This window comes from Nitrincola tibetensis (assembly GCF_003284585.1).
GTDB lineage: Bacteria > Pseudomonadota > Gammaproteobacteria > Pseudomonadales > Balneatricaceae > Nitrincola > Nitrincola tibetensis.
Genome location: NZ_QKRX01000016.1, coordinates 1 through 12,212, shown reverse-complemented (window position 1 = coordinate 12,212; position 12,212 = coordinate 1). Strand labels below are relative to the sequence as shown.

The window sequence follows — 12,212 nt, the reverse complement described above, 5'->3', positions numbered from 1 at the left end:
AAGTTATCGCAACACGGCCGGGGTTTTAATCCTCGACAGTAGAATCTGCTTATATTGATTGGGGTCTTTTAGTTTCATGGCACCACCTTGACGAGACGCCTGGGCTATCCCTAACCAAGGAATCAGTCTAGAAAGCCAAAAACGCATGGCGGCTGTTCGTGTCAGCACTGGCCAAGCCGCCGCTTCATCATCCGTAAAGGCACGAATGCTGGCGTAGCCTTGCAATAAAGCTTTCTCTCGAATAGGGTCTAGCGTGCTGTCTGCATTGCAACACCAATCATTTGCGACAATTGCTAAATCATAGAGTTGATAGGCGGTTGCGGCATTGTACATATCCAGAATAGCCACGAGCGCATCGTCTTTGAAAAGAGCGTTGTCATGAAACAAATCCCCATGAATAACTCCCATAGGAAGATTCAGATTTGCCTCTCTGAGTCGATCAAAGGCGCGGACTTCTTGTTTCAAAAGCGCACTGTCTTCGGCATCCAGAAGGGGTGCAATTGCTTCGCTTTCACGACGCCACCAAAAAACACCACGATGTGCTTGGCGCGTTAAATAGAAATCTGCGCCAGCTTCATGAAATTTGGCTAGGGCTTCTCCAATTTGAAAGCAGTGATCTGCTTTCAGTTGTGCTGCGGGTACATCCGCACCAAAGAAACGCGGTTGGAGTAATGCAGGCTTTCCTTTGAGTTGCTTGAGTGCAATGCCATTTTGATCTTTGATCGCATAGGGCACTGCGATATTCTTTGCCGCCAACCATTGGCCTAGTTCGACAAAGAAGGGCATTTCCTCAAGCGAAAGCTCCTCAAAAATAGTGAGTACGTATTCATTTGTGATATCGCCTTTGTTGAGCGTCACAAAGTAATTGGTGTTTTCAATCCCACCCTCAATGCCTTGATAGCTTGCGAGTGTGCCAAGATTGAAATCAGTGAGAAGAAGGCTAAGTTCTTCGGTCGTAATTGAAGTATAAACAGCCACTGTGTATTTCCTACCAGGTGAAAATAACCCATTTGGGGATTAATACAGTGGATTCTCCAACACGAATCAAATCACCCCCTTCTCCTTTAGGGACGAGGTAGTAAGTCGGCCCGACAGCTGGTATCACTTTGATCTCTTTCAAAACACCGTTTACGCGATATTCGAAGAAAGTCGCTTCGCCATCGTTACGAATGACGATTTGTTCCTCTTCCTCGAAGCTGTTTTGGGCTTGGAGAGACCCGAGTGTTAAGCAGCTTAATAAGGCAAGGAGTAAGAGTTTTTTGCCCATTTTGTATTTCCCATCAGTTTCAGCGTGTAATTTGATATGATTGTGAACCTTGATACGATTCACGGCAACCAGCAAAGCGGAATTACCCATGAGTGAACAGCACCCACCTATTATTCTAGTCGACGGCTCGTCGTATTTATACCGCGCATTTTTTGCATCTCAGCAGGCCGATTTGCGCACGCGAGATGGTTTTCCGACCGGTGCTGTGCGGGTAGTTACGTCGATGTTACGGAGCTTGTTAAAACTCTACCCGAACAGTCCGATCACGGTTGTATTCGATGCCAAGGGTAAAACATTCCGCGACGATATTTATACAGAGTATAAAGCGAATCGACCTTCAATGCCTGATGATTTGCGACTGCAAGTGGAGCCTATTTATCAAATTATACGTGCGATGGGCATTGAAGTATTGGTTGAGGATGGGGTCGAAGCCGATGATGTCATTGGAACCTTGGCATGCGAAGCCTCACGGCAAAAGCGTCCAGTATTAATCTCGACGGGTGATAAAGACATGGCTCAGTTAGTAAATGAGTATGTCACCCTAATTAATACGATGAATGACACTGTATTGGATGTTGAGGGCGTTAAACAAAAGTTTGGTGTGGATCCTGAATTAATTATTGATTTGTTGGCACTGCAGGGCGATAAGGTTGATAACATTCCAGGTGTTCCAGGCGTCGGAGAAAAAACAGCGTTGGCACTGTTGCAAGGTGTTGGTGGTATCAATGCATTGTATGAAAATCTAGATAAAATAGCCGATTTGGGTTTTCGGGGCTCAAAAACCATGGCTGCCAAGCTCGCGGAGCATAAAGACGCGGCCGAGTTATCTTACCTACTGGCCACGATAAAAACAGACGTGCCACTGCATATCAAACTTGAAGATATTCCATGTCCGGCACCTGATGTGTCGACTTTATTAGATCTATTCAAGCAGTTTGAATTTAAAAACTGGATCTCGGAACTCGAGACAGCCGCTCAAGGTGAGGGCCCGCATTCGGTGGCATCTGATCAAAGTGCCTTCCCTGCAGCGATAGAAACTCAATATGAGACGCTGTTGACCTGGGAGCAGTTTGAAAGCTGGCTATTACGCCTACAAGGTGCGGATGTCTTCGCTTTGGACACCGAAACCACCAGCTTGAACTATATGGAAGCCGAGTTAGTCGGCCTATCCTTCGCTGTCAAAGCCGGTGAGGCAGTCTACTTGCCCTTAGCGCATGATTATGTTGGTGCGCCTGCGCAGTTAGATCGTGCTAAGGTCTTAGAAGCACTTAAGCCCTTGTTCGAAGATTCTACAAAGGCAAAAATAGGTCAGCATATTAAGTACGATATGAATGTCCTGGCGCGTTATGGTATTGAGTTACGTGGTGTTGTATCCGATACCATGCTTGAATCCTATATCCTTAACTCCATCGCAGGTCGTCATGATATGGACAGTCTTGCTGACCGGTATTTAGGCGTAAAAACCACCTCATTTGAGGATATCGCTGGGAAAGGTAAGCATCAGTTGACGTTCAATCAAATCGATATGGACATAGCGACCCCTTATGCTGCAGAAGATGCCGATATCACCCTGCGTTTGCATCAGTCGTTAGAGCAGCAGCTAATAAATACTGAATCTCGTTTACTGGATGTGTTGCGGGATATAGAGGTTCCTTTGATTCCTGTCCTTGCCCAGATTGAGCGTCAAGGCGCAAAGGTGGATGCGACACTTTTAGCAAAGCAGAGCCAAGAGCTTGAAATTAGGTTGCATGAATTAGAGCAGCAGGCCTATGCTTTGGCGGGGGAAACCTTCAATTTAGGCTCGCCTAAACAGTTGCAGGTCATTCTCTATGAGAAGCAGGGTATTCCTGTGACAAAGAAAACGCCAAAAGGGGCACCCTCAACAGCTGAAGAGGTGTTGCAGGAATTGGCGTTAGATTATCCCTTGCCGAAGGTGATTATTGAACATAGAGGCTTGAGTAAGCTCAAGTCAACCTATACGGATAAATTGCCCGTGATGATAAATCCACGCACAGGAAGGATACACACTTCGTATCATCAGGCTGTAACCGCAACGGGGCGTTTATCCTCCTCAGACCCCAACTTACAAAACATTCCCGTGAGAACGCAGGAAGGGCGGCGGATTCGTCAAGCCTTTGTAGCCCCTGAGGGCTATAAAATTCTAGCAGCTGATTATTCTCAAATCGAACTCAGAATTATGGCGCACTTGTCAGATGATGAAGGTTTGCTTAGTGCTTTTGCTAAGGGAGAGGACATACACAAGGCTACGGCGGCTGAGGTGTTTTCTGTTCCTCTGGACCAAGTATCAGCGGATCAGAGGCGCAGTGCGAAAGCGATTAACTTCGGATTAATTTATGGTATGTCGGCGTTTGGTCTTGCCAAGCAATTGGGCGTTGGACGAAATGAAGCGCAGCGTTACATCGATCACTACTTTGCGATGTATCCAGGTGTGCAGCGTTATATGCAGAATACCCGTACTCAAGCGAGTGAAAAAGGGTATGTCGAAACCTTGTTTGGCCGCCGACTGTATTTACCTGAAATCAATGCCAAAAACGCAATGCGTCGCCAAGCGGCTGAGCGAACTGCGATTAATGCGCCCATGCAGGGAACCGCAGCGGATATTATCAAACGAGCGATGATCGAGGTTCATGCCTGGTTAGCAAGTACGGGCCTGGATGCGAAAATGATTATGCAGGTTCACGATGAATTGGTATTCGAAGTGAAGACGGATGCAGTGCCTGAACTGACTTCGCAGATTCAACGTCTGATGGAAGGTGCGGCTCAACTCAATGTGCCGTTATTAGTTGAAGTCGGAGTAGGGGATAATTGGGAAGAGGCTCACTAAAAGATGACCGTCACATACACATAGATGGAACTTTGTCATAATGGATGGTTCTAAAATATGGGCCTTCTATCAAATGAAAAGTGCCAAATAGAGAAAGATGGCCCCTTAACGTAGTCTACGCATGCCCTCAGATCTGTTTTTCCCTTCGGATCTGAGGGCTTCTTTAAAATCTGGTCAAGACGGATCGTTTGAGAGGTCTTGATCATCTGCAGACAAGAGTAATTCTGTGAGTCTTGCTCTGAGTTCATCAACACCTTGGTGTTTCAATGCCGAAAATGTTTGTAATGAGACCTTATCGCCTAAGCGTTTTTGTAATTGAGACTTAAGTTTAAGCAGAGTGCTCTGAGCAGGCCCTCTCGTTAACTTATCAGACTTGGTTAACAAAACATGCAAGGGCATACCTGTCCTTTCGCACCAACCCACCATCATTTCATCAAACTCTTTCATGGGATGACGTATGTCCATCACCAGCACAACACCTTTTAATGCCTCTCTATGTTGAAGATATGCATCGAGGTGTTTTTGCCAATGTGTCTTCATGGCGATTGGTACTTTAGCATAACCATAACCGGGTAGGTCGACGATTCGATACCCTGGGATGTTAAGGTTGAAGAAGTTGATCAGCTGTGTTCTTCCAGGGGTTTTTGACGTGCGCGCTAATTTCCCATTTTGTGTTAATGAATTGATTGCACTGGACTTTCCGGCGTTTGAACGACCTGCAAAGGCAACTTCAGCGAGGCTGTCATCAGGGCATTGATTGAGTTTATCAGCGCTGACACAGAAGGTTGCGCTGTTAAAATGTAGTATTTGATGAGCATCGGACATTCGTTTATCACTATGGTAGGATCGTCACACAGAACAAAGGCGTTCCAGTTTGTGAGGATATTAGTTTATAATACGACCAATTTTACCTGCGAACTGAGTTAAGCTCTAGTCAGAGTAGGCAAACATTTATAAGGTTAGTGGCGATAAATCCAATCAAAGCTAGCTTAACGATAATTTACTAGCAAGAGTCCGGGTCAAGTCAATGAACAAATTACTGATCAGCTTACTGATAAGCGTTGGAATCACCGGTGTTGCGCATGCCGCTGGTGGTAATGCAACTGCAGGTGCATCTAAAGTAGCCGTGTGTGCGGCTTGCCATGGTGCTGATGGCAACAGCCCAATGGGTGCATTCCCAAGTCTCGCTGGGCAAAACTCGCGTTATCTGCTTAAGCAAATGCAAGATCAGTTGAGTGGAGCTCGAGTGATTCCGGAAATGACAGGTTTATTAAATAACCTGTCAGATCAAGACTTGCGTGATATCGCTGCTTTTTATGCTAACCAACGCACGACAATTGGCCAGGCAGATGCCGAGCTTGTTGAGGAAGGTCGTAGAATTTATGAGGGTGGTATCGCTGACAAAGGCGTGTCTGCATGTATCGCATGTCATATGCCAAACGGACAGGGTAACAATCCAGCTCGTTTCCCTGCGTTGAGTGGTCAACATCCTGAATATACTTTATTGCAATTGCAAAAGTTTGCGTCGGAAGATCGTGCAAATGATCCAAATCGCATGATGAGAGATATTGCAGTCAAAATGACTGAATCTGAGATGCGTGCTGTATCACAATACATTCGTGGTTTGTATTAATTAGTATTCATTCGAGATTCATGAAGGGTAGCTTAGGCTACCCTTTTTATTGCCTTTAGCGTTATGCGTTTGTCTTTAAGAGATAAACGAACTTTTATGAGGCGCCTGTGTCGAACTGACAAATCATGTTTTAACTTGGAAGAGAGATTAGAATGTTTAAAAAGTTACTGTTAGGTGCAACCTTTGCATTGATGTCTGTTATGGCCACTGCTCAAGAGTCTCAGTTTCGTGCGGGGGAGCATTACATAGAGTTGCCTTTTGCAGTGTCTACACGCAATTCTGAGAAGGTAGAGGTCGTGGCTGTTTTCGGATACTCATGCCCACATTGCGCAAACTTAGAGCCAGTTCTTCAATCTTGGGCAGCGCAACAAGGCGATGATGTGGATTTCCAGCATTTGCCAGTTGTTTTTTCTCGTAATTGGGAACCCCTTGCAAGAGCGTATTATGTTGCCGATTTAAGTGGCAAGGTGTCAGAAACGCATTTGCCTATGTTTGATGCTGTGCATGTTGAAAAACGTCAATTTAGAAATCCAAATGATTTTGCCGCTTTTTACCAAAACTACGGCATAGATCCAGACGAGTTTAAGAAACTATATGAGTCTTTTGCTGTGGATATGCGTTTGAAGCAGGGACAAGCTCGTGTTCGTGGATACGAAATTACCGGAGTACCTGCAATGGTTGTGAATGGTAAATATCGCATCACTGGACAGACGGCAGGCAGTAATCAGCAAATGTTAAATGTCGTTAATTACCTTATAGAAAAGGAGAAAAATGCTCAGTAATCTAGTGATTACCAAATAAAAGTGCCGAATAATTTCGTTAGCTGCTTGCGAATTCTCCCACTCTTCGGCACTTCTAGTTTATAGTTAGCTTATCTCATCGTGTAGTTTGGCTCGAGGTAAGCTAAGTGCAATCAGAAACTGACGAATGGCGCAAAAAATATAAAGATACCGCGCGCGAATTGGAAGAAATGGAGAAGCGGCATGAGCAGCATTTTTCGCATCTGAACCAAATCATCACTTCCATGAGCATTGCCTTACAGGGGCAAGACCCTAAACTTGATCAAGTGCTATCTTTGTTAGGTAAACAATTATCAACAAATAGCTATGGCTCTCTTCGCGATATCTCCCGTCATTTAGAAAAATGCTCGCGTGAGCTGGACACTCAAAAAGTTAATTTGAGCCGTCAGATTAAACTGTCTCTCCAAGAATGGCTCAAGCAGATCAAAACGCTGGATGTAAAAAAAGCGGAGAGTTCTGCAATTGTCGAAATATCACGTGAATTGTCCATAGCAACTGAAGACATGTATTCCTTTGGAACTGTATTAAAGCAGCTGATTCAGTTGCAGGCGCAAGTTATAGTTCATGAAAATGCGCAAAGTCATTCGCATGCGTCTTCGGATGATTCAAGTGCAATTAAGCAGCAATTGATTGAGCTTGTGCAAGCGCTAAGAGTTCCTGAACAATACTCAGCTGCATCAGAAGAGTTAATTCTCAGGTTAAAGAATGCCCATGAGTTTTATGAAATCGCTCAGGTGATCGAAGCGCTAGTTGAATTGATTCGAAGAGTGTTCCCCAGTGTTACAGATGACTTTGAAGACTATTTAATTAGTTTAAACTCACAATTAGGCTACATTCAGACCTTCTTGTATGAAAGCCGTAATGAAGAAAGTCATGCCGTTTTAGAACATCAAGCACTAGATAAAACAGTCAGAGATGATGTGAGTCTAATCCAGCAAGAAGTGCATAAATCGACGGATATTAATGACCTAAAGCAATCGGTAACTCTGCAATTGGCAAACATCATTAAAACCATGGATACTTACCGAGAGTCTGAAGAAACTCGTGAGTCTCGGTTGCAGCATCGTTATACTCGTCTTTTAGAAAAAGTCAAACAGATGGAGATGGAGACGCAAGATGTTAAGTCTCGAATAGAGGATGAACGCCTGAAGGCGAGAACAGACCCTCTGACAGGCTTGCCTAATCGCATTGGCTATGCTGAGCATCTTGCCAATGAGTTTGAACGCTGGAACCGATATGGGACAACTTTCACCCTGTGCATTGTTGATCTGGATTATTTTAAGAGAATCAATGATGATTATGGCCATTTAGCAGGCGATAAGGTGTTGAGGCTAGTGGCAAAAACACTGCGAAGCAATTTGCGCACACATGATTTTATATCACGATTTGGTGGCGAAGAGTTTATTATTATTTTTCATGCTGCAACTAAGGATGTTGCATGTCAAGTCGCTGAAAAATTGCGTAAAGCGATTGAAAAAAGCCCGTTTAACTTCCAAGGAAAACCTGTTCATGTCACCGCTTCCTTAGGGTTAAGTGAAGTTCAAAAAGGTGATGTGGCCGATAGTGTGTTTAGCCGAGCCGATGAAATGCTCTATAAAGCGAAATCATTGGGCCGGAATCAAGTTGCAGTGGATTAGTGCTGCTTATCTTTCGTTTTGCTACAGGACTTTATTGAGTGCGCCCTGTTTATCGAAGTTTGAAAATATGGTGGGTGATTGCCCGCTATCGTTTAGATACGTTTTTTGTTAGTCAAAAACTACCCTTGCCGTTGCGAATATTGCTTTGGGTGCTCCCTTGGCGTTATTTGATTCCTGCGAAAGGTTCGAGTGCTGTGCGCTTGCGACTTGCTTTAGAGGCCTTAGGGCCCGTGTTTATCAAATTTGGTCAAATGTTATCTACCCGCAGAGACTTGTTGGCGGATGACGTCGCCTTAGAGTTGGCGCGTTTACAAGACAGAGTGCCGCCATTTTCAGGCTCACAAGCGCAACTTATTATAGAGGAGTCATTAGGGCAGCCTGTAGCCCAGCTATTTGCTGTTTTTGAGCAAGAACCTATGGCATCGGCATCTGTTGCACAAGTTCATAGTGCCACTTTAAAAAATGGTAAAGCAGTTGTTGTTAAAGTGATTAGGCCTGGGATTGGTAAAGTGATCCAACAGGATATCTCTCTTCTTTACACCCTTGCGTGGTTGGTCTGTAAGTTGTGGAAAGAGGGACGGCGGCTCAGACCGCTTGAGGTGGTTGAGGAGTATGAACAAACGATCTTTGATGAGTTAGACCTCAGAAAAGAAGCTGCGAATGGCTCGCAGTTGCGTCGAAATTTTGATGGTTCTTCAATTCTATATGTGCCTGAAATTTACTGGGATTATACGCGTCGTAACGTGCTTGTCATGGAGCGAATTTATGGTATTCCAGTTGCAAATATGGATCAGTTGCGTGCACAGAATACGAATATGGAAAAGTTAGCTGAGAGAGGCGTTGAGATTTTCTTTACGCAGGTTTTTCGCGATAGCTTTTTTCATGCGGATATGCATCCAGGAAACATTTTTGTCTCTATGGATAACCCTGAAGATCCACAATATATCGCGATTGATTTTGGTATCATAGGCTCGCTCAGTGAGGAGGATCAAAGTTATTTGGCGCGTAATATATTGGCCTTTTTTCGAAGAGATTATCGTCAAGTGGCCCAGTTGCATATCGACTCAGGTTGGGTGCCTGGCAATACAAACGTCCACGCTTTTGAAACGGCCATTCGCAGCGTTTGCGAGCCTATATTCGAAAAGCCTCTGAAAGAAATATCCTTTGGCCTAGTTCTATTAGGACTTTTCCAAACGGCGAGACGCTTCAATATGGAGGTTCAGCCTCAGTTAGTGTTGTTGCAAAAGACGTTACTCAACATAGAAGGGTTAGGGCGGCAGCTGTATCCAGACTTAGACTTATGGAAGACGGCAAAACCTTTCTTAGAGAACTGGATGAAAGAGCGTATGGGTCCTAAAGCTGTGTTTGATGCGGTCAAGGAGCAGGCACCAGAATGGTTAGAGAAATTTCCTCAGGTTCCACAGTTGCTCTTCGATGTTCTGCAAAGCGCAAAGCGTAATAAAGATGACTTGGTGCAAATTGAGACCAAAATGCGACAAGATGCAGAATTGAAGACCCAATCATCTCGTCGTTATATGCTGCTCGGTGTAACATTTTTCACCTTAGCACTGGTTACGATAAGTCCTAACCTTAGCTACGAATCGATTCCTGTCGAGGGGTGGGTGTTATTGAGTCTTGGTTGGTTGAGTATTTGGAAGGCCTGATACTTATTGTGTTTTAACTATGCTCCGAGCGAGTCGCGTAAACTTAAGTGTGAATAGTATGTCTGATGAATGGTTGGATACGATAAAATGGGATTCTCAGGGGTTGCTTCCGGCGATTGCTCAAGACAGCGAGACGGGGCGCGTGCTCATGTTTGCTTGGATGAATCGAGAGTCCTTACGCTTAACGATAGAAGAAGGCCGAGCTGTCTACTGGTCGCGATCACGCAATCAATTATGGCGAAAAGGCGAAGAGTCGGGTAACGTGCAAGAGCTCAAAGCAATCGAGTTAGACTGTGATGGGGATGTTGTCTTATTGCATGTGAAACAGTTGGGGAATGTTGCCTGTCATACGGGCCGGAATAGTTGTTTCTATCGTCGCTTAAATGAGGCAAATGAATGGGTCACCGTCGAAGGTGTGCTTAAGTCACCTGAAGATATGTATAAGAGATAAAAGAATGAGTGATATTTTAGATCAGCTGAGCGTGGTTTTAGAAGAGCGAAAGCAAGCGGGAGCTGAGAGCTCATATGTAGCCTCTTTGCATGCAAAAGGCTTGAACAAGATTTTAGAAAAAGTGGGTGAAGAGGCATTCGAAACGGTTTTGGCTGCAAAAGACGCGGAAATCACAAAAAATAATCAAGCATTAATTTGTGAAACCGCTGACCTTTGGTTTCATTCTTTGGTAATGTTGTCTCATCTCGGTGAGGATCATAGGTCTGTGTTGGCAGAGCTTGCTAGACGTTTTGATGTATCTGGTCTTGAAGAAAAAGCATCGCGCATCAAAAAATAAACCTCGTAACTTTAATTGAAAACCTGTCAGATTAGGTGTTGGAGAGTAAATATGGGCTTTGGTGGAATTAGTATTTGGCAACTCGTCATTGTTTTAGGCATTGTTATTCTGCTATTTGGAACGAAAAAACTGCGTGGTCTAGGTGGCGATATTGGCAGCGCTGTAAAAGGATTCAAAAAAGCGATGAATGATGAAGAAACAAAAGAAACCACTGAGTCGGCTGATAAGAAGAAAATCACCAATGAAGATGCTCAGTTTTCTGAACAAGCGTCGACTGATGATAAAAAAGATAAAACAACTGACTCTTCATCTAAGTAAAAAAGTAGCCTAAACAATGTTTGATATCGGTTTTGCCGAAATATTAATTGTGAGTATTGTCGCACTTTTGGTGCTTGGCCCTGAAAAGCTGCCAACGGCTGTGCGCACCTGTGGGCTCTGGCTTGGTCGGATTAAGCGCTCTGTGAGCGCTATTCAGAGTGAAATAAGTGAAGAGTTAAGAGTTGAAGAGCTGAGGCGAACAACAGCGATTAGCAAAGAGCAGCTCGAAAAAGAGCTTAAAGAAATGCGTCAGCCCTTCAATGCTGCATCTCAAGATGTAAGTAAAACAGTAGAGGAGGCTGCTAAGGCTGTGGATAAGCCAGATGTAGCGTCTAATCTTCAAGACAACGAAAGTAATAAGCCATGAGTACCGAAGATAAAGATCAAGAACAGCCGCTCATTTCGCATTTAGTGGAGTTGAGGCAGCGCCTCATGCGTTCAGTTCTCGCGGTTCTATTGATTTTCTTGGCGTTATTTTATTTCGCCAATGACCTATACCTTTTTGTGTCAGCACCCTTAACAGCGTTGCTGCCGGAGGGTACGAGTATGATTGCCACTGATGTTACCTCGCCTTTCTTCGCGCCATTTAAATTGACAATGGTGGTTTCGTTGGGGTTAGCGATGCCTTATATATTGCATCAGGCGTGGTCGTTTATTGCACCTGGTCTTTATAACAATGAGAAGAAATTAGCGATTCCTTTATTGTTGTCAAGCATTGTCTTGTTCTATGCGGGGATTGCTTTTGCATACTTTGTTGTATTTCCAATAATTTTTGGATTTTTCACAAGTGTCGGTCCTGATAATGTTGAAATCATGACGGACATTAGTAGTTATCTTAATTTTGTTTTGAAGTTGTTTTTTGCATTTGGAATTACGTTTGAGATACCTATAGCAACTCTCTTGCTTATACGTTCTGGTGCTGTATCTGCTGACAATCTTGCCAGTAAGAGAGCTTATGTAATTGTAGTGTGTTTCATTTTTGGAATGCTGCTGACACCGCCTGACATCATTTCGCAAAGCCTCTTGGCGATACCTATGTGGCTTCTCTTTGAACTAGGCTTGTTTATGTCTAGATTGTTGTTCAAGCCCGTCGTTGACGATGAAAGTCTTTAAAACGCTCGTCCGTAGTGTCTGTGACTAACAAAAGGCGTTTTAGATCATCTTTTTTAATATTTCTTAAAAAAGAGTTGACCTAGGTCCTAAACCTATTTAATATTCGCGCCTTGCTTGAGAGACAAGGCCTTCCGGGGCAGAGTCACT

The 12,212-nt window shown here is 44.1% G+C and carries 13 protein-coding genes; 10 read left to right on the top strand and 3 right to left on the bottom strand.

Translation table 11 applies throughout. From position 1 onward, the window contains the following. Positions 1-3: 3 nt before the first annotated feature. Together DN062_RS16125 and DN062_RS16120 are read right to left on the bottom strand one after the other, a co-directional pair. Positions 4-978, bottom strand: a complete 975-nt coding sequence (locus DN062_RS16125) for a homoserine kinase (protein ID WP_112160330.1) — start codon at positions 976-978, stop codon at positions 4-6. Between the two features lie 10 nt (positions 979-988). Further along, positions 989-1,357 (bottom strand): DUF2782 domain-containing protein, encoded by a 369-nt coding sequence (locus DN062_RS16120; protein ID WP_239995816.1) that lies wholly within the window; start codon positions 1,355-1,357, stop codon positions 989-991. On the opposite strand from DN062_RS16120, the gene polA reads away from it, so the two are divergent. Then, on the top strand, positions 1,356-4,112 hold the full coding sequence (gene polA / locus DN062_RS16115; protein WP_112160329.1) for a DNA polymerase I: 2,757 nt from the start codon (positions 1,356-1,358) through the stop codon (positions 4,110-4,112). The genes DN062_RS16120 and polA overlap by 2 nt on opposite strands. 174 nt (positions 4,113-4,286) lie before the next feature. Here polA and yihA read toward each other — a convergent pair whose 3' ends face one another. After that, positions 4,287-4,937, bottom strand: coding sequence for a ribosome biogenesis GTP-binding protein YihA/YsxC (gene yihA / locus DN062_RS16110; protein ID WP_112160328.1), 651 nt, complete (start codon positions 4,935-4,937; stop codon positions 4,287-4,289). A gap of 202 nt (positions 4,938-5,139) precedes the next feature. On the opposite strand from yihA, the gene DN062_RS16105 reads away from it, so the two are divergent. The 9 genes from DN062_RS16105 to tatC all read left to right on the top strand — a co-directional run bounded on the left by DN062_RS16105 (position 5,140) and on the right by tatC (position 12,065). Next, on the top strand, positions 5,140-5,745 hold the full coding sequence (locus DN062_RS16105; RefSeq protein WP_112160327.1) for a c-type cytochrome: 606 nt from the start codon (positions 5,140-5,142) through the stop codon (positions 5,743-5,745). A 152-nt stretch (positions 5,746-5,897) separates the two neighbouring features. After that, positions 5,898-6,527 carry a thiol:disulfide interchange protein DsbA/DsbL gene (locus DN062_RS16100; protein WP_112160326.1) on the top strand — a complete coding sequence of 210 codons (630 nt, stop codon included), beginning with the start codon at positions 5,898-5,900 and terminating at the stop codon, positions 6,525-6,527. A gap of 125 nt (positions 6,528-6,652) precedes the next feature. Beyond that, a complete protein-coding gene (locus tag DN062_RS16095; protein ID WP_112160325.1) occupies positions 6,653-8,182 on the top strand; it encodes a GGDEF domain-containing protein in 1,530 nt (509 codons plus the stop codon). 38 nt (positions 8,183-8,220) lie between these two features. Further along, entirely contained in the window at positions 8,221-9,846 is a 1,626-nt protein-coding gene (gene ubiB, locus DN062_RS16090; protein WP_112160324.1) for a ubiquinone biosynthesis regulatory protein kinase UbiB, read from the top strand. Between the two features lie 58 nt (positions 9,847-9,904). Next, on the top strand, positions 9,905-10,297 hold the full coding sequence (hisI, locus tag DN062_RS16085) for a phosphoribosyl-AMP cyclohydrolase (protein ID WP_112160323.1): 393 nt from the start codon (positions 9,905-9,907) through the stop codon (positions 10,295-10,297). Between the two features lie 4 nt (positions 10,298-10,301). Further along, complete coding sequence (locus DN062_RS16080; protein ID WP_112160322.1) at positions 10,302-10,634, top strand: phosphoribosyl-ATP diphosphatase; 333 nt, start codon at positions 10,302-10,304, stop codon at positions 10,632-10,634. A gap of 51 nt (positions 10,635-10,685) precedes the next feature. Beyond that, the gene (gene tatA / locus DN062_RS16075) at positions 10,686-10,952 is read left to right on the top strand and encodes a twin-arginine translocase TatA/TatE family subunit (protein ID WP_112160321.1); all 267 of its coding nucleotides are present in this window, start codon (positions 10,686-10,688) and stop codon (positions 10,950-10,952) included. Positions 10,953-10,968: 16 nt separating this feature from the next. Next, positions 10,969-11,319 (top strand): Sec-independent protein translocase protein TatB, encoded by a 351-nt coding sequence (gene tatB / locus DN062_RS16070; RefSeq protein ID WP_112160320.1) that lies wholly within the window; start codon positions 10,969-10,971, stop codon positions 11,317-11,319. After that, on the top strand, positions 11,316-12,065 hold the full coding sequence (gene tatC / locus DN062_RS16065) for a twin-arginine translocase subunit TatC (RefSeq protein ID WP_112160319.1): 750 nt from the start codon (positions 11,316-11,318) through the stop codon (positions 12,063-12,065). The genes tatB and tatC overlap by 4 nt, the downstream gene beginning before the upstream one ends. Positions 12,066-12,212: the final 147 nt, after the last annotated feature.

Bases quoted from the DNA above. Each gene is read 5' to 3' on its own strand.
- polA (WP_112160329.1), top strand. From the start codon at position 1,356: ATGAGTGAACAGCACCCACCTATTATTCTAGTCGACGGCTCGTCGTAT.
- DN062_RS16120 (WP_239995816.1), bottom strand. From the start codon at position 1,357: ATGGGTAATTCCGCTTTGCTGGTTGCCGTGAATCGTATCAAGGTTCAC.
- yihA (WP_112160328.1), bottom strand. From the start codon at position 4,937: ATGTCCGATGCTCATCAAATACTACATTTTAACAGCGCAACCTTCTGT.
- DN062_RS16105 (WP_112160327.1), top strand. From the start codon at position 5,140: ATGAACAAATTACTGATCAGCTTACTGATAAGCGTTGGAATCACCGGT.
- DN062_RS16100 (WP_112160326.1), top strand. From the start codon at position 5,898: ATGTTTAAAAAGTTACTGTTAGGTGCAACCTTTGCATTGATGTCTGTT.
- hisI (WP_112160323.1), top strand. From the start codon at position 9,905: ATGTCTGATGAATGGTTGGATACGATAAAATGGGATTCTCAGGGGTTG.
- DN062_RS16080 (WP_112160322.1), top strand. From the start codon at position 10,302: ATGAGTGATATTTTAGATCAGCTGAGCGTGGTTTTAGAAGAGCGAAAG.
- tatA (WP_112160321.1), top strand. From the start codon at position 10,686: ATGGGCTTTGGTGGAATTAGTATTTGGCAACTCGTCATTGTTTTAGGC.
- tatB (WP_112160320.1), top strand. From the start codon at position 10,969: ATGTTTGATATCGGTTTTGCCGAAATATTAATTGTGAGTATTGTCGCA.
- tatC (WP_112160319.1), top strand. From the start codon at position 11,316: ATGAGTACCGAAGATAAAGATCAAGAACAGCCGCTCATTTCGCATTTA.